General features: G+C 39.0%; 19 protein-coding genes. 15 read left to right on the top strand and 4 right to left on the bottom strand.

The window, feature by feature from the left end:
• The first annotated feature begins 38 nt into the window (after positions 1–38).
• Positions 39–1,001, top strand: a complete 963-nt coding sequence (locus tag ACY3XC_RS19815; protein WP_464870059.1) for a D-2-hydroxyacid dehydrogenase — start codon at positions 39–41, stop codon at positions 999–1,001.
• Between the two features lie 15 nt (positions 1,002–1,016).
• Entirely contained in the window at positions 1,017–1,955 is a 939-nt protein-coding gene (locus ACY3XC_RS19810) for a glycerophosphodiester phosphodiesterase (protein WP_464870058.1), read from the top strand.
• 336 nt (positions 1,956–2,291) lie between these two features.
• Here ACY3XC_RS19810 and ACY3XC_RS19805 read toward each other — a convergent pair whose 3' ends face one another.
• Positions 2,292–5,045 (bottom strand): dynamin family protein, encoded by a 2,754-nt coding sequence (locus ACY3XC_RS19805; protein WP_464870057.1) that lies wholly within the window; start codon positions 5,043–5,045, stop codon positions 2,292–2,294.
• A gap of 242 nt (positions 5,046–5,287) precedes the next feature.
• Here ACY3XC_RS19805 and ACY3XC_RS19800 point away from each other — a divergent pair, with 242 nt between their 5' ends.
• Positions 5,288–5,797 carry a hypothetical protein gene (locus ACY3XC_RS19800; RefSeq protein ID WP_464870056.1) on the top strand — a complete coding sequence of 170 codons (510 nt, stop codon included), beginning with the start codon at positions 5,288–5,290 and terminating at the stop codon, positions 5,795–5,797.
• Positions 5,798–5,833: 36 nt separating this feature from the next.
• On the opposite strand, the gene ACY3XC_RS19795 is transcribed toward ACY3XC_RS19800, so the two are convergent.
• The 3 genes from ACY3XC_RS19795 to ACY3XC_RS19785 all read right to left on the bottom strand — a co-directional run bounded on the left by ACY3XC_RS19795 (position 5,834) and on the right by ACY3XC_RS19785 (position 8,137).
• Positions 5,834–6,556 carry an amino acid ABC transporter ATP-binding protein gene (locus ACY3XC_RS19795; RefSeq protein ID WP_464870055.1) on the bottom strand — a complete coding sequence of 241 codons (723 nt, stop codon included), beginning with the start codon at positions 6,554–6,556 and terminating at the stop codon, positions 5,834–5,836.
• A complete protein-coding gene (locus ACY3XC_RS19790; RefSeq protein WP_179157733.1) occupies positions 6,553–7,209 on the bottom strand; it encodes an amino acid ABC transporter permease in 657 nt (218 codons plus the stop codon). The genes ACY3XC_RS19795 and ACY3XC_RS19790 overlap by 4 nt, the downstream gene beginning before the upstream one ends.
• 109 nt (positions 7,210–7,318) lie before the next feature.
• The gene (locus tag ACY3XC_RS19785; RefSeq protein ID WP_464870054.1) at positions 7,319–8,137 is read right to left on the bottom strand and encodes a basic amino acid ABC transporter substrate-binding protein; all 819 of its coding nucleotides are present in this window, start codon (positions 8,135–8,137) and stop codon (positions 7,319–7,321) included.
• Between the two features lie 295 nt (positions 8,138–8,432).
• Here ACY3XC_RS19785 and ACY3XC_RS19780 point away from each other — a divergent pair, with 295 nt between their 5' ends.
• The 12 genes from ACY3XC_RS19780 to ACY3XC_RS19725 all read left to right on the top strand — a co-directional run bounded on the left by ACY3XC_RS19780 (position 8,433) and on the right by ACY3XC_RS19725 (position 21,068).
• Positions 8,433–8,732 (top strand): hypothetical protein, encoded by a 300-nt coding sequence (locus tag ACY3XC_RS19780; protein ID WP_179157735.1) that lies wholly within the window; start codon positions 8,433–8,435, stop codon positions 8,730–8,732.
• Between the two features lie 168 nt (positions 8,733–8,900).
• Complete coding sequence (locus ACY3XC_RS19775; protein WP_464870053.1) at positions 8,901–9,107, top strand: Fur-regulated basic protein FbpA; 207 nt, start codon at positions 8,901–8,903, stop codon at positions 9,105–9,107.
• Between the two features lie 63 nt (positions 9,108–9,170).
• Positions 9,171–9,506, top strand: a complete 336-nt coding sequence (locus ACY3XC_RS19770; RefSeq protein WP_464870052.1) for a MerR family transcriptional regulator — start codon at positions 9,171–9,173, stop codon at positions 9,504–9,506.
• A gap of 144 nt (positions 9,507–9,650) precedes the next feature.
• Positions 9,651–10,931: an ammonium transporter gene (locus tag ACY3XC_RS19765; RefSeq protein ID WP_464870233.1), complete on the top strand. Its 1,281-nt coding sequence runs from the start codon at positions 9,651–9,653 to the stop codon at positions 10,929–10,931.
• An 84-nt stretch (positions 10,932–11,015) separates the two neighbouring features.
• Positions 11,016–11,984 carry a DUF294 nucleotidyltransferase-like domain-containing protein gene (locus ACY3XC_RS19760; protein WP_464870051.1) on the top strand — a complete coding sequence of 323 codons (969 nt, stop codon included), beginning with the start codon at positions 11,016–11,018 and terminating at the stop codon, positions 11,982–11,984.
• Positions 11,984–12,718 (top strand): exonuclease domain-containing protein, encoded by a 735-nt coding sequence (locus ACY3XC_RS19755; RefSeq protein ID WP_464870050.1) that lies wholly within the window; start codon positions 11,984–11,986, stop codon positions 12,716–12,718. Before ACY3XC_RS19760 ends, ACY3XC_RS19755 begins: the two co-directional genes overlap by 1 nt.
• Before the next feature lie 421 nt (positions 12,719–13,139).
• A complete protein-coding gene (gene ilvE / locus ACY3XC_RS19750) occupies positions 13,140–14,048 on the top strand; it encodes a branched-chain-amino-acid transaminase (RefSeq protein ID WP_464870049.1) in 909 nt (302 codons plus the stop codon).
• Positions 14,049–14,059: 11 nt separating this feature from the next.
• Entirely contained in the window at positions 14,060–15,727 is a 1,668-nt protein-coding gene (gene ilvD / locus ACY3XC_RS19745) for a dihydroxy-acid dehydratase (protein WP_464870048.1), read from the top strand.
• Between the two features lie 506 nt (positions 15,728–16,233).
• Positions 16,234–17,961: an acetolactate synthase large subunit gene (gene ilvB, locus ACY3XC_RS19740; protein WP_464870047.1), complete on the top strand. Its 1,728-nt coding sequence runs from the start codon at positions 16,234–16,236 to the stop codon at positions 17,959–17,961.
• The gene (gene ilvN, locus ACY3XC_RS19735) at positions 17,958–18,479 is read left to right on the top strand and encodes an acetolactate synthase small subunit (RefSeq protein WP_179157744.1); all 522 of its coding nucleotides are present in this window, start codon (positions 17,958–17,960) and stop codon (positions 18,477–18,479) included. The genes ilvB and ilvN overlap by 4 nt, the downstream gene beginning before the upstream one ends.
• A gap of 23 nt (positions 18,480–18,502) precedes the next feature.
• Positions 18,503–19,534, top strand: a complete 1,032-nt coding sequence (gene ilvC, locus ACY3XC_RS19730; RefSeq protein WP_464870046.1) for a ketol-acid reductoisomerase — start codon at positions 18,503–18,505, stop codon at positions 19,532–19,534.
• A complete protein-coding gene (locus ACY3XC_RS19725) occupies positions 19,521–21,068 on the top strand; it encodes a 2-isopropylmalate synthase (RefSeq protein WP_464870045.1) in 1,548 nt (515 codons plus the stop codon). The genes ilvC and ACY3XC_RS19725 overlap by 14 nt, the downstream gene beginning before the upstream one ends.
• The last annotated feature ends 3 nt before the right edge of the window (positions 21,069–21,071 follow it).

The following is a 21,071-nucleotide window of genomic DNA, read 5'->3' as shown; positions in this document are numbered from 1 at the left end:
ATGAATAGTAGTAATCGAAGTACATATGGAGGAAATATATGCTAAAGAGAAAAATTGTCATTACTCATACATTAGAACAGAATCTTATCGATCAAATAAAAGAAATTATCCCAGATTGGACGATCATTATGGGAAAAGATAGAGAAATTTGGCAGGAGCATTTACATGATGCTGAAATTATTGCTGGCTGGAAAAAAGGCATTGAAAAAGAGTGTCTCATACCCGAATCAAAGCTTAAGTGGCTCCAAACCTGGAGTGCAGGTGTAAATAGTCTGCCCCTTGAATCCCTGGAATCTAGAAATATTACCCTAACTAGTGCGAATGGTGTGCATGCTTATCCGATATCCGAAACAATCTTTGCATTGATGCTTGGCTTAACAAGAAAGATTCATACATATGTAAAAAACCAGCAAGCAAGGAAATGGCACCATTCCGGCATGAATCTGGAAATGCATGAAAAAACGGTTGGAATTATAGGTGTTGGGACCATTGGAAAAGAAGCAGCAAAAATCGCAAAAGCTTTTGGAATGAAGGTCATCGGCGTTCGCCATTCTGGAAAACAACAGGAGTTTGTTGATGAAATGTACACCACAAATCAATTAGATATCGTTCTTCCCAACTGTGATTATGTGGTTGTCACCCTGCCGCTAACCAAAGAGACACATCGCTTATTTGGTTCCAAGCAATTTGACCTCATGAAATCTACCGCTTTCTTTATCAATATTGGTCGTGGTGAAATCGTAGTGGAAAAAGATTTGATTGCTGCTTTACAGAGGGGACACATTGCTGGTGCCGGTTTAGACGTATTTGAACAAGAACCATTAACAGTTGATAGTCCTTTGTGGGAAATGGAAAACGTGATTATTACCCCCCACACCTCTGGTTCAACGGAGCATTATAATCAACGGGTTATTAAAAATATTCTTATCCCGAACCTAAAAAACTATATTTCAGGTAACAAGCCTTCTGTTAATCTAGTAGATTATTCGAAAGGCTATTAGTAGAGGAGCAGTAATATGCAACATGTCACAGTAGAAAAGGCAAGGAGAAAAAACACAATATTTCTATCTTTAAAGCTGATAGCAGCGGCCCTGATTATTTTTCTATTAGTCATTAATTTATTTCCAGTCAAACAAATCAAACAGAAAAGCTTTTTTAATCATAATCGCCCAATGGTTATTGCCCACCAAGGCGGTGAACTGTTAGCACCTTCAAATACCATGGCAGCCTTTCAGAATGCAGCTAATATGGGAGTGGATGTCCTTGAAACGGATATACATATAACAAAAGACGGCCACTTAGTTGCAATTCACGATGCAAGTGTTGACCGGACAACCAATGGTAAGGGACAGGTTGAAGATCTTACTTTAGCAGAAATTCAAGAGCTGGATGCAGGCTATCATTTTAAAAATCTTGAAGGTAACCATAATTTTCGTGGTAAGGGGGTCTATATTCCGACGGTTAAGGAAATGTTTCAAACCTTCAATCACATAAAGATTGAAATAGAAATTAAAGATGACAATCCTCCTGAAAGAATCGAGGAGATTGCTTCTAAATTGTGGAATCTAATTGAAGAATACCAAATGGAAGAAAAGATTTTAATCGGTTCCTTTGACCAAGAAATTCTTAAAACATTTGATAAGTATGCAAAAGGCCGAGTAGCTCTTTCAGCCGGAAGACAAGAGGTTAAAAATTTTGTAATTACTCATAAATTCCTTTTACGTAATCTTTATGTACCAAAAGTTGATGCTTTTCAGATTCCAGTGGAAGACAGCGGTTTCGATTTAACTGATCAAAGATTAATCGATGGGGCACATCGGCTTGGAATGGAAATCCATTACTGGACCATTGATGATCCAGATACAATGGAAAAACTTATTGATGCAGGTGCTGATGGTATATTAACCAATCGACCTGATTTATTACTAAAACTGATTGAAGAAAAGGGATTATAATTATCCTGCTTTTATAATGATAAAGGGTGCCTCAATGGGCACCCTTTTTTATTAATGGCTGTGTTATTATTCATTGTTGATTTTCGTGTAGGCTTGATCATTCATAGACGGAGAATTTCCGGCTAATGTATATAAAGGAATCTTAAGCAGCAGATATAAGCGGAAATATTCCGGTTAACTGCTTTAAATAAGACAAAATCCAATGATTTGGATACCATAAGCGGAAAAACTCCGCTTATTATGAAGGTAAAAATGGGAATTTCCCAATTTAAGCGGAAATTCTCCGCTTATTTTCCAAACACAGTAAAATCAACATTCAGCTTTAACACAGACTCATTAATAAATCGTTTGTACACCCTTGCCTGCAATTGTCGTCCATTCAAATTGACGCAGTCTAACTTCAAATAGTGTCAACGGATCCCGGAACAATTCTGGGTTGGTATTCATTTTTTTCAGTATATCGTGATTTTTCGTTATTTGAGACATTGATTCCTCAATTGCTTCATTAAGAACCTTCAATGGCTGTCTGTAAAACATGGTAATGTCTCGTTCTAATGATTTTTCAAATAGCTCGAATTGTTGGAAGAAGCGTTCAATCACAACCTCAGTTGGTTCAGAATAGCTATCATTTTTAACAAAGGCCTTGTATTTATTATACAGCATGGCTTTATTTTGAGAGATTGCCCCAAATATTTTCCCTGCACTTTTCAATAAAAATTGTGAAGCTGTGTTGCGAAGTAAGATATTGACCTTTTCTAATTGGAACCGGCTCGTCATTCTATCGGTATCACGAAGCCAATCATCAAGCACTTTAAAATCACATTCTGTGCTAATTCGCTCTTCCCCATACAGGCTATTTAAGCCTTCAGCCATTTCATTTAAAAATGCCTGCCCTTGCTCAAACTCCTCTTTGCTGCTGATAATCCATTCTTGAAGTGATGTATAATATTTCGGCAATACTTCTTGCTCCAAGTAATCTTGGATTCTATTGTTCATCACATCATTAAGCTCCAAATGAATCGTACTAATATTACTGTCTTCTTTGATTAGCTCGGAACATTCTTGCAGTATTTTCGGTACTGCAACAGAAATTTCTTTTTGGATGGATTCCTTAATAGCGCGGTATGATCTTGTGATTGCTTTTGTTTTTTGTGACTCCGCATCCTTTAATTGGTTAAGAGCACCATTTAACTTCATCACCACTTCTTCATTCCAGCGAACCGACTCAATTAATTGATTCTCAACATCAATTCTCTTTTGCAGCAGCCTGGATATGGTTGTTCGGATGAAATATAAAAGCTTTGCCAAGCGTTTATCGGCTATGTTTCTTTTATCCTTTATCGATTGAACAAATCTCTTCAGGTCGACTAATTGCTGTCCACTTTCATATTGAGAGGAAAAGGGTAATACTTGTGCTTCAGGTAAATAGGACTGAATCCTGGACCTAGTATCGTCGTAAATTCTTATTGCTTCCTGCTCATTGACAATTGTATCCATCTTATTTAAGAGAAAATGGACGGGCATATCAGGAGCAAGTTCATGAATTTGTGATAGAATTCCCTTCTCTTTATCTGTAAACGGAGCATTTGCATCTAAAACAAATAATAAACTATCTGCCATTTGTAGATATTGCAGCACTTCATAGCGGTCTTGGTGGCTGCCTCTTAGACCTGGCGTTTCAATTAACGCCAGTTTCTGCTCATATAACAATGGAAAAGGCTGTTGAAATTCGATAATCGATTCTAGTGCATTTCGGCGCCGATCCATTCGCTCTTGAAATTGCGCGAAGTCTGCGAGTGGCACTGTCTCCTGATCGGTTATTTCATAAATATTTAAGTCTTCAAAGTCTTTAAACATAACAAGCGACGAAGTGGGGCTATCCTGAATCTCTTCCCCTAGAATGGTATTTATGAAGGCAGACTTCCCGCTGCCACTTAATCCGGTAATCAACAAGTGATGGGTATCAAAATCTTTCAATTGCTGGACCATCCATTCTAAGCGGTTATTCTCACCCATGTCTTGACTATTCGCCCAACTAATAATGGACTCAAAGAGATTTATACATTCTTCTAATTCGTTGAAATGACTTTCTGTTTCTCCAATAAGATTTTCAGCCACATTAACAATTGACATACTAATACTTGTTGGAAATAGCTCATTCCATGATAATACCGCAGCTGACACTATGACCGTATGCGCAGGAACTGATAAGCGCAGCCAATTTGTTAATAGGTCAGGTACAAGGTCTTCTAGTGTTTTAATACTCTGGCTGCCGTTTATTAATCCAAAATACGTTTCATGATGGAGATCTGATAACAATTGGAAATGGTTGTTTGTGCTAATATCAAGATTCAATAGGAGATGATTTAACTCTTTTAGCCATGTAAAATAGGACTCTTCACTTTTATAACTGTTCCATAGTGATGCAGTAAGCTCTTCAAACATCTGATGATCCAGGGCATACAATTCAAATAGTCCCTGTAAGAAATAATTTGGGTTTAAGCTTTTGGTAACACCTTTCTTTACATATGAATTCAATGTATCAAACCATTCAAGTGAACCCGTCCGTTTTGCTTCATTTAGAGCAAGTTCAATACCATGATCCCAATCCTGCTGATCCTCAAAATATGCGCGGGCTATAGCAGTCACATTCGGATAATCCGGGTTAGCATCGATTGTTCTTTTGATAATCTCCACTGCTGCCTCAGACTTTCCTCGTTCAATATAAAGAGAAAACAGCTGCAGGGCCACTTCTGTCTTTAATGTAGGATTATTTGTTTCTATTGTGAGATAAAGGTCCTCAGCATTTGAGAGAAGACCTGTTTCAAAATAGGCATCGGCAATATTTTTCTTCGCCCAAAGTTCAAGTTCCCCCATAACGTTTTCCCATTTAAAAATAGCTGCCTCAAAATCCCGATTGTGAAAATAGATTTCTCCTTGTGCAAAGCGTATAGACGTCAAATCTGGCAAATCCTTTTGAAGCTCTTCCTGATACGCATCACCTAACACACGTATCGGCTGTATATTTTCATGTTCATTTATAAACATTTGATAATATGACTTTTTTATTAACTGACTCTCCAATGTCATTTCCGTCCCCCCAATTACCACCACTTCTATGCATTCATATGGAAAAGAGGCAGAATTATTCCTCTATACAATTCGAACGAGGTATTCATTTTTAGTCCCTATTATACCGATTCTACCAAACGATTTTATTATTAAGGTTTCAGTTATATTTCAATTTGAATACATTCCTTTACATAGCAGGCTTCTACTTTTATCCCATTTCGCTGTATAATGTATTCATTCTACCAAAAGGGGCATTTTTTTTGAAAAAGGACGAAGCCGTATTTATGGCAGATTTGATAAAAGAATCAAGACCTGCCGCTTATGAAATTAATAAAATGGAAATTGTTAATGGGATGCTGCCTCGATTTCATCAATGGACAAATGGTAAAAAAACAATAGCAGGCTTTGAGGTTACTAGGGTAGATAGCGATACCAGCTATTATTTTCTATTCATTGATTGGCACCGCAATGACAACTATTATTTAGTCATTTATCTACATAATAAATCAACCACAGCTGCGGAGCTAAGAATAGTTGAACAAGTAGACGGAAGCCCCCATATCGTATGGAAGTATAATCCTTTAAAACGTGATGGGAAAAACGATCAAAGAAAAGCTTATTTCAAGCAAATGTTTGGCTCAACTACTGTACAAATAAAAGTTCCTTCCTCTACTTTCGAAGTGAAGGAATTCTTTGAGCAACTATTTAAACTCTGCCAAAACCGGATAAAATCAGACAAGATTGTCGACGTTTTTGATTTTGAAGTATAATTAATAGTAAAAAACAGGGTGGCTCGGCCTCCCTGTTTATAAAACCTTACTCAAGAAGGCTTTGGTTCGATTTTCTTTTGGATGATCAAATAGTTCAATTGGAGTATTTTCTTCGACGATAAGCCCGCCATCCATAAAGATGACACGGTCGCCTACTTCTTTTGCAAACCCCATTTCATGTGTAACAACCACCATGGTCATGCCTTCTTTGGCAAGCTGCTTCATGACCTCCAAAACCTCCCCGACCATTTCAGGATCAAGGGCTGAGGTTGGTTCGTCAAACAACATGATTTTCGGTTCCATCGCAAGCGCTCTAGCAATCGCGACACGCTGTTTTTGACCGCCTGATAAGGAATCAGGATACGCCTCTGCTTTATCCTCTAACCCTACTTTTCTTAAAAGCTCTAACCCTTTTTTTCTAGCTTCCTCAGCTGAAGTATTTCTGACTTTCATCGGGGCTAGCATGATATTTTCAATAACCTTTTTATGTGGGAACAGATTAAACTGCTGAAACACCATCCCTACTTCCGTCCTAATTTTATTGATATCTGTCTTTTTGTCGGTAATATCAGTTCCTTCAATATAGACATGTCCATCTGTAATACTTTCTAAAAGATTAATACAACGCAGGAAAGTAGATTTACCTGAACCAGATGGACCAATTACAACCACAACCTCTTGCGGCTTAATGGTTACATTAATATCCTTTAGTACTTCATTCGTGCCAAAGGACTTTTTTAAATTTTTCACTTCAATCATTCTGTTGTCAGTCTCCTTTCAAGTCGGCTTAATACGTAGCTTAAAGAAAGCGTTAATACAAGGTAAATAAGCGCTGCAGTAATATACGGCTCCCATACACGGAAATATTGACCTTGCATGGCTCGTCCCCAATACATGAGTTCTGGGGCGGCCACTAATGATGCGAGTGATGATTCTTTAATAAGGACAATAAATTCATTACCTAGTGGTGGAATCATTCGTTTAAACGCTTGTGGAAGGATAATATAACGCATAGCTTGTACTTGCGTCATTCCGAGAGAACGGGCTGCTTCCATCTGCCCTTTATCAATCGATTGAATTCCTGCACGGAAGATTTCTGCTATGTATGCCGCAGAATTTAATGACAGAGTAAGAATCGCTGCAGCAATTCCATTTGTTCCCCCTATAAACAGCGGTACTACCGCAAAGTGAATTAACATAATTTGTACCAGCATTGGTGTGCCTCGGAACAAAGTGATATACACGCCAAAAGGGAATGATAGAAATTTATTTTTCATCATTTTTCCTAATCCAATAAACAATCCAAGTACTGTCCCGATTAAAATACCAGCTAATGATAGTCCAATTGTCAGCAGCGTCCCTTTCAGAAAAAAGGGTGCGTATTCTGCTAAAATATCCCATTGAAAATCCATAATTAATCCCCCTATTGATACGTTGACCCTCTGTTAAATTATGTAAAATAAGGCATTAAACCAAAAATTGCGTAACTTCTGATTTCTAAGAGTTACGCAATTTTTGTTATTATTGTTGGTCTTTTAATAGTTGTACGTCTGGATCTACCTTAAACCATTCATTGTAAATTTCTGCATATGTTCCGTTATCAAATACTTCGTTTAGCGCTTTATCAAAATCTGCTTTTATCTTACTTCCCTTCGGAAACATTAATCCGTAGAACTCTTGAGCAAATGCATCCTTATCTTCAATGATAACAAATTTATCATTCGGATTATTTTTTGCATATTCTTCAATTACTGTATTATCCGCAACAACCGCGTCTGCTCCTCCAGCCTTAAGCTCAAGGATTGCTAAGTTATTGTTTTCAAACTTTTTAATCTGACTGCTGTTTTTACCAAGAAGACCTTCAACCGCTTCCTGCCCAGTTGTTGCGTTTTGAACAGCAACTGTTTTATCCTTTAAATCTTCAGCACTTTTAATATCACTGCCTTCTGGAACCATAATCTTATTGGTAGATAAGAAGTATGGGACAGAAAAATCATAGGTTTTCTTTCTATCATCGTTAATGGTTATGGAAGAAATACCAATATCGGCAATTTTCTTCTCTAATTCTACGAATATTGGATCCCACCCGGTATGAGCAATATCAATTTCGTAACCCGCTTCTTTTGCAACCGCTTTAATTAAGTCAATATCAAAGCCTACTATTTCACCCTTATCCTGGTATTCAAATGGTGCGTAGGCTGCATCTGTTACGACGCGGAGAGTTTTCTTGTCCTTATCGGAGTCATCCCCATTACCACTTGTTTCACTCGATCCACAAGCAGTAAGCATTAACATAAGAGCCATGACCAAGAACGTTGTTAAAAGTTTAAACTTCTTCATTTTCTCATCCCCCTAATATTCTTTTGAAAAGTTAATCTTAAAAACATTTTTAATTTTTAGAATATAATGATTATAACTTTTTTTGTTTGCTTATTCAATATGTTAATATTAATACTTTAGTGTTTTACCATTTTAAAACGCAAAAAAAGTAATATGAAAATAGTATTTATTAGATAATTGTTTATTTTGGATTGATATTTTGTTTAGGTTTCCATTTTATCTAGGCATATGCCCACACTCTCCACGGATGACTACATAATCTATAGGGTATTAATCAAAAAAGGAGAGTTGCCCCATGTATCCTTATGGCTATTACCCAGCTCAACCAGTACAGTATGATTACAATATGTATGATCAATATGTTCAAGAAGACCCATATTCCCAAGACCAATTTGACCCAGATAGACAACCGCAGCAACTTGAGCGCAGAGTTACTCGACTTGAAAGAGAAAGTGAACGTCAAGAGAGAGAAATCAATCGACTACAACGTGAATTAAACCAGACTCAGCGTCGCCTTCAACGTGTAAATCAACGTCTTCGTCAAGTCGAAAGAAGATTTAACTTCCCATTCACACCATTCGATGGAGAATATTAATAACAAATTTTAAGAGCCTGGCTGTTGACGCCTGGTTCTTTTTTATTTAGTAAGATTTCCTCTAATAAATGAAATTGTTTGTCAGTGTTTCTGACACATTCACAGACAAATCCTAATAATTTAGTTACCTTTTACAATATATTCAATTAGAAGGAGTGAAAAGGCGGTATGACAAATCAATTGCGTAAAGGAGTCGAAACACTTAAACTATTTTACATTAATCGATTAATTGCATCTGGTCTTTATAACGCTTCTGAACATAATCTAGATTCCCTCACCTTAAGCGAATTACAAAGTATTTTTATAAAGACATTCCCCCAAAAAAATAAACCAAAGCATCTTAAAATAACTTGTACCAAAATCCAATCAATGTAAGGAAATTTCACATAGGTTAGTAATAAAGTACCTAATCACAGAAGAGCGTGGTGAGATCAAAAAATGGCAAATGATTTTTCTTATAAAGATAAAAAAGTAATCACAATTGGGATTGTTAGAGACTTAACAGGTCTCTCTGAGAGACAAATTCGTTATTATGAGGAGAGAAGGTTAATTTTCCCCGAGAGATCCCCTGGCGGAAGCAGAAAGTACTCCTTTGCAGATGTAGAATTATTAGTGGAAATCGCGAACAAGATTGAAGATGGTGTTCAAACGCATGAAATTAGGAAAGAAATGCTTCGAGCTCAGAAGAACCAAAATCAAAATGATGTTAGAAGAAAAATGATTCAAGGACAATTGAATGCTCAATTCGGTTTACGAAAAGGTCCATCTTCTTAATAAAGAAGATGGCCTTTTTTCTTCTCCCTTCAAAAACCATGTTAGGAAACCTAACACAATTGTAGAATCCACATTAAATCCATGTAAAAATACAAATACACTAAATGTTAAGAAAGTTAACATGAATTTAAAGGGGGAGAAATGATGGATACTATATTCTTAATGAACAGTCTTTGGGTAATGGTTGGTGCAGTTCTAGTTATTCTTATGATTGGAGGATTCATTCTGCTGGAAACTGGATCAACGCGAATGAAAAATGCCGGACATATAGCAGGGAAAACGATACTTACCTTTGGTATCTCATCCATCATATTTTGGGCAGCAGGGTATGGCTTAATCTTCGGAGAAGGAAATCCACTCATTGGATTATCAGACTTCTTCTATTCGGGTTATGATGTGGAAGGCTTAGCACTTTCCGGTTCTGTATTCTTTTTATTTCAATTAGCCTTTGCTGGCATTTCCTTAACCATCGCGTTTGGCGGCTTTGCAGAACGAGCAAAATTAGGAGCATATCTCGTGTTTGCCGTATTATTTTCAGTCATTGTTTATCCTCCTATCGCCCACTGGATTTGGGGCGGAGGCTGGTTAGCAGAACACGGTAAACAGGATTTCGCAGGCTCAACGGTTGTTCACTTAACAGGCGCTATGGCAGCATTTGCAGCTACTTTAATCCTAAAACCTCGTATTGGGAAATACAATAAAGATGGTTCAGCAAACAATCTCGCAGGACATAACCAAGTATTCACTGCTCTTAGTGTTTTAATCTTATGGGTGGGATGGTTTGGATTTAATGCAGGCAGTACAGTTTCTGTTGATGGAGCATTCTTTGGTTTCGTAGCAATGAATACGAACTTAGCGGCGGGTGCCGGAGTCATCGCTGCAATGATTATCTCTTGGATTGTCATGGGTAAGGCAGATGTTCCAATGATGTTAAATGGTGCCCTAGCAGGTTTAGTCGCCATTACAGCTTCCTGTGCTTTTGTTGATACTTGGGCTGCAGTTCTAATCGGTTTCATATCTGGAATACTTGTATTTTACAGCATTCGATTCTTTGAAAAGAAAGGAATTGATGATCCAATCGCAGCATTGTCTGTACACGGTACAGCAGGTATATGGGGAACATTATCAACTGGACTGTTTGCCACACCGGAATTAGCAACAGTTGGGGAGCCAGGATTATTTTACGGAGGCGGATTACACCAGCTTGGTGTTCAGGCATTAGGTGTTGTAAGCAGTGGTGCTTTTGCTTTCATTGTCTCCTTTATCCTGTTAACGATAATGAAAGCTGTTATGAATGGCTTGCGTGTTACAGAAGAAGAAGAAATTATTGGTCTTGACATGAGTGAGCATGGAAGCTATGGTTACCCCGAAATGGTAAAAACAGAAAAAACAACAATAAGTTCAGAGCCTAAGTTAAAGTTTTAATAGCCCTATTTTTATAGCTAGTCCCCATCCCCTTTCACCTAGCAAGGGGATGGCATTGTATTTTTTAGGAGGTGCACTGAATGAATGAACAGCTACTTAGAGATTAGAAGATTCCGTGATGACCAAATCATTTGGGTTACTCGAAATCATTTCCAATTAAATCAGTTACATGATGAAATTATCAAACGTGTCATCACAGCTTCTGTTAATCAAATTATAGAAAGATACGGCCCTATTCCCTGCTCTTTCTCCTTTTTTATGATGGGCAGTGCTGGACGGTTTGAACAATCCGTATGGAGCGATCAGGATCATGGCATTATTTATCAACAACAAGGCACTGAGATAAATGAATACTTTTTGGCATTAGGGAAAGAAATCTCACAGGGCTTGCAGCTAACCGGCTATGTTTATTGCGATGGCGGAGTAATGGCCAGTAATCCTTTATGGTGTAAATCAGTATCCGAATGGAGGCAGCAATTAGCCACTTGGCTGCTTGACTCAAACTGGGAATTGATTCGTCAATTATTGATTTTCATTGATGGGCGATCCCTATACGGTGACGAAAGCTTTCTAGAAAACTTAAAAACAGAAGTATATCAGACTATCCACAAAGAGAACCTCTTAAAAAAATTGCTCAGTAATACCCTGCACCTCAAAAAAGGAATGGGCATATTAGGTCAAATACTAATAGAAACACACGGGCCACATTCGGGATCGCTCAATATAAAGGAAAAAGCCCTTTTTCCATATGTAAATGCGATACGTCTATTAGCAATAAAAGGGAATATATTCGAAACCTCTACTCTTTCAAGGCTAGAAAAGCTGCCAGACTTTGAACTTCCTTCTACTAAGAGAGAACTATATAAACAACAGTTTTTAAAATTATTATACTTTCGTCTATCACTAGCAAAACCTGACAATTATGAAAATAGCCATTTTCTTCCTATAACTTCCCTTTCAAAAAAGCAAAAGGAAGAAGTTAAAGAAATATTGAAAAATGGAGCTGCCCTTTATCGTTATGTAAGAAATATAGTAAGCAAGGAGGATTCCTAATGGGAATGAATGATATGATTCACTTTTTCAGACAAATATCAGGCAGACTTGGTTCCAACATTTATGCAGGTGTTCAAGGGCATGCTAACATGCAAAATATCTCTTTTATTAGAAAGCTTCAAAAAGAAATGAAAGAAAATAACTGCCTGGACACACCTCTTCACGAATTAAAGGTTGTGGTGTTTGATTTAGAAACAACTGGTTTCTATCCGGAAAAAGGAGATAGAGTCATTTCCATTGGTGCCATCAAGATGACAGGGCAGCAAATCAAGGAAACAGAAACTTTTTATTCCCTAGTACATTCTCCAGATAGACTTTCAGATGAAATCTCCGTCCTGACCAATATTACGGATGAAGAATTACAGTCAGCACCATTGGCTACAGAAGTGTTGATGGAATTTTTCAAATTTGTACAAAATCACGCTCTTGTAGCCCACCACGCTAAGCATGAACAGACTTTTATGCAAAAAATGACTTGGGATATACTAAAAACTAGATTTGAGCACCGAATCATTGACACCTCCTTCTTACTGCGCCTTTCAAATCCTATGATAAAATCATTGCCGCTTGAAGTTGTTTGCAAGGAATGTGGAATAGAAATTATCAACCGGCACCATGCACTTGGGGATGCCAAACTGACAGCACATATTTGGGGACATTATTTGGAGATGGCTCAAACAATAGGTTATAAAAATCTCCGTGAAATATACGAATACCTCGCGAAAATAAAGTAGCAGCAAATGCGAAAACAAGTATAGTGAAAAACTAATGTTTATCTTTTTTTATAGAAATGGCTTAGTAATCCAAGCTGTTTTTTTAGTTGACAATAGTAGAATCCTCGTATGAAATTACTCCTTCTCACTCTTCTTTTTTAACCTCAAAAAATATTTTTTTACTATTTTTATTTCTCCCCAACCTTAATCTAACAATAATGAAAACGCTATCAACTTTTTCGATTTATTTGAATTGTCAGATTTTTGTGTTGACCAAGATTTAGATTGGGTGTAAGATAACTGAAAATATAATTTGTATTAAATATTCTCATCAATGAAATTGCCTTCAGTCATTCCTTCAAACAGGAAATAAGGCATGGGCATTTTTTTACAAATGATTTTAATTATCTAAAGCGTTGTATCACTAAAAGGAGTGGTTAGGTTGGGAAGTCAATGGATATTCCTTGACGAACAATTCGTCAAGAAAGAGGATGCTGTAGTTTCAGTTTTTGACCATGGATTTTTATATGGAGATGGAGTATTTGAAGGCATTCGTGTTTATAACGGAAACGTCTTTAGACTCGATGCCCACTTAAAAAGACTGTTCGAATCAGCACAATCCATTATGCTGAATATTCCTTTTACACAGGAAGAAATGACACAATTAATTGTGGATACGATCAAAAAGAATGAATTGGACAGCGCCTATATTCGAGTTGTAGTTTCACGAGGTAAAGGAAATCTCGGCCTTGACCCTTCCTCCTGCATAAAGCCCAGCGTTATTATCATCGCAGAGGAATTGAAAATGTTCCCTCAAGAATATTACGATCGAGGAATCAAAATTGCCTCTGTGCCAAGCAGAAGAAATCGTCCGGATGTCCTAAGTCCACAAATTAAATCATTAAATTATTTAAATAATATTCTTGTTAAATTAGAAGCTAATCAGGCTGGTGTAGAAGAAGCTTTAATGCTCAATGATCAAGGTTATGTAACAGAAGGCTCTGCTGACAATATCTTCATCGTAAAAAATGGAGTAATCTTTACCCCTCCTGTTTACTTAGGAGCGTTAGAAGGAATTACACGAAACGCTATCATTGATGTGGCAAGAGCAAAAGGCTACGAGGTTAGAGAATCTCCATTCACCCGCCACGATGTTTATGTTGCGGATGAGGTGTTCTTAACCGGAACAGCTGTTGAAGTTATTGCTGTTATTAATGTGGATGGCCGCGAAATTAATGGCGGTAAACCAGGAATCGTTACAAACGACTTATTAGAAGAATTCAGAAAAATCGTAACAACGGACGGAGTGGCTTGTTATCCTGAATCTACAAACCACGTTATTGTCAGTTAGGAGATAAAACAATGCGAAGCGATATGATTAAAAAGGGGATTGATCGTGCTCCCCACCGCAGCCTATTATACGCTACCGGGGTAACAGTGAAGGACCTAGAAAAACCGTTTATCGGTGTCTGTAACTCATTTATTGAAATTATCCCTGGGCACAAACACCTTAATCATTTCGGTGAAATCGTTAAAGAAGCGATAAGAGAAGCTGGCGGAATACCTTTTGAATTTAACACAATTGGCGTAGATGACGGAATTGCAATGGGTCATGTTGGAATGCGTTACTCCCTTCCCAGCCGTGAAATTATCGCTGATAGTGCAGAAACAGTAATTAATGCTCATTGGTTCGATGGTGTATTTTACATTCCGAACTGCGACAAAATCACACCAGGAATGTTAATGGCAGCAGTCAGAACCAACGTCCCTTCTGTTTTTGTTTCAGGTGGTCCAATGGAAGCAGGTGTTTCTTCTACCGGAAAAAACCTTTCTCTCACTTCTGTTTTTGAAGGAGTTGGAGCGTACCATAGTGGGAAAATGACACAGCAGGAGCTGCTGGATATTGAAACTGCAGCATGCCCTACCTGCGGATCTTGTTCTGGAATGTTTACGGCAAACTCGATGAACTGTTTGATGGAAGTTTTAGGCATGACGGTTCCGGGTAACGGCACAATTGTAGCTACTTCTGAAGAAAGACACGAGTTAATTCGACAAGCAGCGAAACACTTAGTTGAATTAGTGAAAAACGATATTAAACCACGAGATATCATTACTAGAGAAGCAATTGACAATGCATTTGCTTTAGATATGGCAATGGGTGGGTCGACGAACACCGTCCTACATACCCTAGCCATCGCTCATGAAGCTGGTATTGACTATGATTTACGAGAAATTAATAAGATTGCTGAAAGAGTTCCATATTTAGCAAAAATTATGCCTGCATCCGATTACTCTATGGATGATGTCCATCGCGCAGGCGGAGTTAGTGCCATTCTTAATGAGCTATGTAAAGTAGAAGGTGCGCTGCATCAAGATTGCTTAAGCATTACAGGTAAGACTCTTGCTGAAAATGTGAAGGAATCAACAATAACAAACGAAAATGTCATTCGGACCAAGGATAATCCATATAGCCCTGTCGGCGGACTATCCATCCTATACGGAAACATTGCTCCAGATGGCGGGGTTATCAAAGTTGGTGCTGTGGATCCATCGATTAAAACCTTCCTTGGTGAAGCAATTGTTTTTGAGTCCCAAGATGAAGCACAGGAAAACATTAATAATGGCACAGTTAAGTCTGGTCACGTTGTTGTCATTCGTTATGAAGGACCTAAAGGCGGTCCAGGAATGCCAGAAATGCTTGCTCCAACGTCAGCGATTGCTGGCCGTGGATTAGATAAAGAGGTTGCTCTCATTACAGACGGTCGTTTCTCAGGTGCCAGCCGAGGAATCTCGATTGGGCATATTTCACCAGAAGCTGCTGAAGGCGGTCCAATCGGACTCGTTGAAAATGGTGACAAGATACTAATTGATCTTCAGGAACGAACCATTGAATTACTTGTTGATGACGAGGTACTTGCTGAAAGACGCAGTTTATGGAAAAAGCCAGAACCTAAAATCAAGACCGGCTACCTAGCCAAATACGCAAAGTTAGTTACATCCGCCAATACCGGCGGGGTTATGAAGATATAGTTACTGAGTTACTGTCGCTTTAACCTGCACAGGGTCTAGGCTCCCTTTTAAAGCCGAGGTTAAAGACATTTCAGTAGATTTGAAAAGTTCATAGACAAAATCGATGACGGGAATAAAGGAATAAGAAAATGTATTTTCAGAGAGCTGGGGTTGCTGGAAGCCCAGTAATACACCTTATTCCGACATCATCCCTGAGTATTGAGCTGAACAGACCTAACTTATTAGGCTCAATCAGGTGCTTTCTTTAGGCACCTGTTACCAAAAGAAACGGCTAAGCGATTCTTTTTAGCCGCTTCAAGAGGCAGTATTCGTGAGAATGCTGTAAAACCGGGTGGTACCGAGAAATGGAAGGCCTTTTCTCCCCGATATATTCTGCTTTTGTTTTTAACTGCAGTTTATTTCGGAGGCGAAAATGGCCTTTTACTATTTAAATAGCTATCAATTTATGTAATGTCATAGGATGACTTTTGAAAAAGATTCGAACATCCATAAGGAGGGATTACGAGGTGAAAGTAGAAGCAAAGCCGGACGTCCAAACTAGTACGGCACCGAAAACGGGTGCAGACCTGCTCATTGACTTATTAATTAATGAAGGTGTTGAAACGCTTTTTGGGTATCCGGGTGGTGCCGTTCTGCCAATATATGACGCGATTTATCGCGCGAAAGGAAATATTAAGCACGTACTCTTCCGTCACGAGCAAGGAAGCATTCATGCAGCTGAAGGTTATGCCCGGATAACTGGGAAACCTGGGGTTGTAATCGCAACTTCTGGTCCTGGTGCAACCAACCTGGTTACGGGAATTACAGATGCGATGATGGATTCTTTACCACTAGTGATTTTCACTGGTCAGGTGGCAAGAGGTGTCATTGGAACAGACGCATTTCAGGAAGCAGACGTAATGGCTATCACAACACCTATCACCAAACATAATTATCAGGTGCAAGACATTTCTGATTTGCCAAGAATTGTAAAGGAAGCCTTTCATATTGCTTCAACAGGCAGACCTGGTCCGGTTTTAATTGATATTCCAAAAGATATCTCTGCAGGAGAATTAACTCAGATACCTGAAGAAGTAAGTGTTCACCTTCCGGGTTATCAGCCAACAACAAAGCCAAATCCACTGCAGATTAAAAAACTTGCAGATGCGATTACAAAGTCTAAGAAGCCCGTTATTCTTGCTGGTGCAGGTATTCTTCACGGTAAAGCTTCTAATGAGTTAACCGCTTTTGCTGAAAAGCACAAGATTCCAGTTGTAACCACACTTCTCGGTCTTGGAACTTTCCCAGCAAACAATCCTCTTTCTCTCGGGATGGGCGGCATGCATGGAACGTATACAGCAAACATGGCAATTTACGAATCAGATTTACTAATCAATATTGGTGCCCGCTTCGATGACCGGCTTACAGGAAATCTAAAGCACTTCGCTCCCAAGGCCAAGGTTGCCCATATTGATATCGATCCTGCTGAAATTGGTAAAAATGTTCCAACAAATATTCCGATTGTTTCTGATTCAAAGGAAGCTTTAGTTGAATTAATTAATCAGACAACAGAATCACCCGATACTGAAGGATGGTTAGAAACGCTTAATAAGTATAAAGAAGAATTCCCATTATGGTATAAACACAATCCAAACGGGATGTCTCCTCAATGGCTGATTGAAGCTATTCATAAAGTAACCAATGGGGATGCCATTGTCACGACGGATGTTGGTCAGCACCAAATGTGGGCAGCTCAGTATTACAATTTTGAAAAACCACACCGCTGGGTTACATCCGGTGGACTTGGAACAATGGGCTTTGGCTTCCCTGCTGCCATTGGCGCACAAATGGCTTCTCCAGAAAGCACAGTAGTCACTATTGTCGGCGATGCCGGGTTCCAAATGACCTTACAAGAGTTATCCGTAATCTATGAACAGAACCTTCCAGTCAAGATTATCATTGTCAATAACGGTGCCCTAGGTATGGTTCGACAATGGCAGGAATTGTTACATGGCAACCGGATTTCTGAATCTATCCTTAATACGCAGCCAGATTTTGTGAAGCTTGCTGAGGCCTATCATATCAGAGGGTTAAAGATTGAAAGCCAAGAAGAATTGATCACAAAGCTGCCTGAAGTATTTGCTTATGACGGACCTGTTTTAATGGATTGCCGGGTATTGCAACAGGAAAAAGTCTTCCCGATGATTGCTCCTGGCAAAGGGATACATGAAATGATTGGGGTGAAACCATCATGAAACGGATTATATCTTTAACTGTTCAGGACCGAAGCGGTGTCTTAAATCGAGTCACTGGTTTATTGCAAAGAAGACAATTTAATATCTCAAGTATTTCCGTCGGTCCAACAGAAACCGAAGGCATTTCAAAAATGACCTTGGTGGTTGAAATCGAAGATGAACAGCGTTTAGAACAAGTTACAAAACAACTAAACAAGCAGATTGATGTTTTAAAGGTTTCAGATATTACAGATAAAGCAATTGTTGCCCGTGAGCTGGCTCTAATAAAAGTAGCCGGCAGTTCACAGCTCCGCAGTGAAATAAACGGGATTATTGACCCATTCCGCGCCTTAATCATTGACGTTAGTAAAGAAAGCTTAACGATTCAGATTACAGGTCGCCCAGACAAAATTGATGCATTGATTGACCTGATTCGCCCATATGGAATTAAAGAAATTGCTAGAACAGGATTGACCGCCTTCTTACGCGGTCATCAACCACAGGTTAACGAGTTAACTACCTACTCTCAAATAAAATAAACATTTTGGAAGGATGATTAATAATGGCAAAGGTACTATATAACGGAGATATTCAAGAGGCAGTTTTACAAGGGAAAAAGATTGCAGTTATCGGATACGGATCACAAGGTCATGCACATGCATTAAACCTAAAGGAAAGCGGTTTTGACGTTGTTGTTGGTTTAAGAGGCGGAAAGTCTTGGGATAAAGCAGTTGAAGATGGTGTTGAGGTAACTTCTGTTGCAGATGCAACTGCTCAAGCAGATGTTGTAATGGTTTTACTTCCAGATGAAATGCAGCCTAAAGTTTACGAAGAAAGCATTAAACCAAACCTTGAAGCTGGTAACGCACTAGTATTTGCTCATGGCTTCAACGTTCATTTTACACAAATCGTCCCTCCTGCAGATGTTGACGTATTCCTAGTTGCTCCTAAAGGACCAGGACATTTAGTTCGACGCACATACACAGAAGGCGCGGGCGTACCAGCACTTTATGCTGTTTACCAAGACTTCACTGGCCAAGCGCGTGAATTGGCACTTGCTTACGCGAAAGGAATCGGTTCTGCTCGTGCAGGTGTACTAGAAACTTCTTTCCAAGAAGAAACAGAAACAGATTTATTCGGAGAACAGGCTGTTCTTTGCGGCGGTGCTACTGCCCTAATCAAAGCTGGTTTCGAAACTCTTGTAGAAGCTGGTTACCAGCCTGAGGTTGCTTACTTTGAGTGTTTACATGAATTAAAATTAATCGTTGACCTTCTATATGAAGGAGGATTAGAAAACATGCGTTACTCTATCTCCGATACAGCTCAATGGGGAGATTTCGTATCCGGACCACGTGTTGTAAACGAAGATACAAAAGCACGCATGAAGGATGTATTAACAGATATCCAAACTGGTGCATTTGCAAAAGGCTGGATCCTTGAAAATCAAGCGAACCGCCCACAATTCAATGCGATTAACCGCAGCGAAAATAATCACCCAATTGAGGTTGTCGGCCGTGAGCTTCGTGCTTTAATGCCATTTATTAAGCAGCCTGTAAACCAAAAGAAAGAAGTGGTGGTAAATGGTTCACGTTAACATCTTTGATACGACACTACGCGATGGTGAACAATCTCCTGGTGTAAATCTAAACCAACTTGAAAAACTTGAGATTGCTAGACAACTAGAAAGATTTGGTGTGGATATTATGGAGGCCGGATTCCCGGCTTCCTCCCAAGGGGATTTCGAGGCAGTAAGAGCAATTGCCCGGAGTATTAAAAATAGTTCCGTTACTGGCCTGGCAAGAGCAACCAAATCGGACATTGACATTGCGTGGGACGCATTAAAGGATGCTGCAGAACCAAGGTTGCACGTTTTCCTAGCTACCTCCCCTATTCATATGAAATATAAATTGTTCAAAACACCTGAGGAAGTCATTCAAACCTCCGTTGATATGGTGGCATACGCCAAACAAAGATTCCCTCATATCGAATGGTCTGCTGAAGATGCTTCTCGTTCGGATCTTGATTTTCTTGTCAAGATCATTACAAAGGTCATCGACGCTGGAGCAACAGTCATCAACCTTCCTGACACTGTAGGTTATGCAACCCCAGCTGAATATGGGTACATGTTCCGATATATTCGTGAGAATGTTCCAAATATCCACAAAGCAGCGTTATCGTGCCATTGCCATGACGACTTAGGAATGGCTGCTGCCAATTCACTGGCGGCAATCGAAAACGGTGTTACCCAGGTGGAAGGAACCATTAATGGAATTGGTGAACGTGCGGGGAATGCCTCACTTGAGGAAATCGCAGTAGCCCTAAATATTAGAAAAGATAAATACCCTTATACGACCAATCTAGTTCTAAAAGAAATCAAACGTACCAGCGACCTTGTCAGCCGCTTTACAGGAATGATGGTTCCTGGTAATAAAGCAGTAGTCGGAAAAAATGCCTTTGCACATGAATCTGGAATTCATCAGGATGGAGTATTAAAAAATACCCTAACCTATGAAATTATCACTCCTGAAATGGTTGGGATTCAATCGAATGATTTAGTCCTAGGTAAACACTCTGGACGTCATGCCTTTAAAGATAAAATTGAAAATATGGGCTATACATTAAAAGCTGAAAAGCTTCAAGAAGCATTTACAGCTTTTAAACAGCTCACCGACCGTAAAAAAGAAGTGACCGATGAAGATTTATTTACCATATTAACAGACATCCAAACAGCGGTAGCTGATGTTAAAAAATATGAACTTGTTGCTTTCCAAGTACATTATGGTTCAGCCAACCTCCCTACTGCTACTGTTGCACTCAACACGCCAGAAGGTGTTCGAGTAGAAACGGCTCGTACAGGTTCAGGAAGCGTTGAGGCACTAATGAACACATTGGAAGCTCTTATAAAAGAAGAAATTCACTTAACTGATTTTAAACTGAACTCCGTTGGTCAAGGGCGTGACGCATTGGCTGAGGTACATGTAAAAATGACAGTTGACGGTTTACAGGTAAGTGGGCGCGGTTCAGCTCAGGACGTATTAGAAGCTTCTGCTAAATCTTTCTTGAATGCTGTAAATCGAGTATTTTTCACCCCTAAAGTTGTTGTTCAAGCAGCAGCAGCTCAAGCATAACTT

The organism is Bacillus sp. CZDM1 (genome assembly GCF_055502545.1).
Note: the sequence above shows the minus strand (reverse complement) of the source record. Positions and strands in the feature narration are given on the sequence as shown.

What these genes read in the sequence shown, in the direction of transcription:
- ACY3XC_RS19815 (WP_464870059.1), top strand. Translation starts at nt 39, where the DNA reads ATGCTAAAGAGAAAAATTGTCATTACTCATACATTAGAACAGAATCTT.
- ACY3XC_RS19810 (WP_464870058.1), top strand. Translation starts at nt 1,017, where the DNA reads ATGCAACATGTCACAGTAGAAAAGGCAAGGAGAAAAAACACAATATTT.
- ACY3XC_RS19805 (WP_464870057.1), bottom strand. Translation starts at nt 5,045, where the DNA reads ATGACATTGGAGAGTCAGTTAATAAAAAAGTCATATTATCAAATGTTT.
- ACY3XC_RS19795 (WP_464870055.1), bottom strand. Translation starts at nt 6,556, where the DNA reads ATGATTGAAGTGAAAAATTTAAAAAAGTCCTTTGGCACGAATGAAGTA.
- ACY3XC_RS19790 (WP_179157733.1), bottom strand. Translation starts at nt 7,209, where the DNA reads ATGGATTTTCAATGGGATATTTTAGCAGAATACGCACCCTTTTTTCTG.
- ACY3XC_RS19785 (WP_464870054.1), bottom strand. Translation starts at nt 8,137, where the DNA reads ATGAAGAAGTTTAAACTTTTAACAACGTTCTTGGTCATGGCTCTTATG.
- ACY3XC_RS19780 (WP_179157735.1), top strand. Translation starts at nt 8,433, where the DNA reads ATGTATCCTTATGGCTATTACCCAGCTCAACCAGTACAGTATGATTAC.
- ACY3XC_RS19775 (WP_464870053.1), top strand. Translation starts at nt 8,901, where the DNA reads ATGACAAATCAATTGCGTAAAGGAGTCGAAACACTTAAACTATTTTAC.
- ACY3XC_RS19770 (WP_464870052.1), top strand. Translation starts at nt 9,171, where the DNA reads ATGGCAAATGATTTTTCTTATAAAGATAAAAAAGTAATCACAATTGGG.
- ACY3XC_RS19765 (WP_464870233.1), top strand. Translation starts at nt 9,651, where the DNA reads ATGGATACTATATTCTTAATGAACAGTCTTTGGGTAATGGTTGGTGCA.
- ACY3XC_RS19760 (WP_464870051.1), top strand. Translation starts at nt 11,016, where the DNA reads ATGAACAGCTACTTAGAGATTAGAAGATTCCGTGATGACCAAATCATT.
- ACY3XC_RS19755 (WP_464870050.1), top strand. Translation starts at nt 11,984, where the DNA reads ATGGGAATGAATGATATGATTCACTTTTTCAGACAAATATCAGGCAGA.
- ilvD (WP_464870048.1), top strand. Translation starts at nt 14,060, where the DNA reads ATGCGAAGCGATATGATTAAAAAGGGGATTGATCGTGCTCCCCACCGC.
- ilvN (WP_179157744.1), top strand. Translation starts at nt 17,958, where the DNA reads ATGAAACGGATTATATCTTTAACTGTTCAGGACCGAAGCGGTGTCTTA.
- ilvC (WP_464870046.1), top strand. Translation starts at nt 18,503, where the DNA reads ATGGCAAAGGTACTATATAACGGAGATATTCAAGAGGCAGTTTTACAA.
- ACY3XC_RS19725 (WP_464870045.1), top strand. Translation starts at nt 19,521, where the DNA reads ATGGTTCACGTTAACATCTTTGATACGACACTACGCGATGGTGAACAA.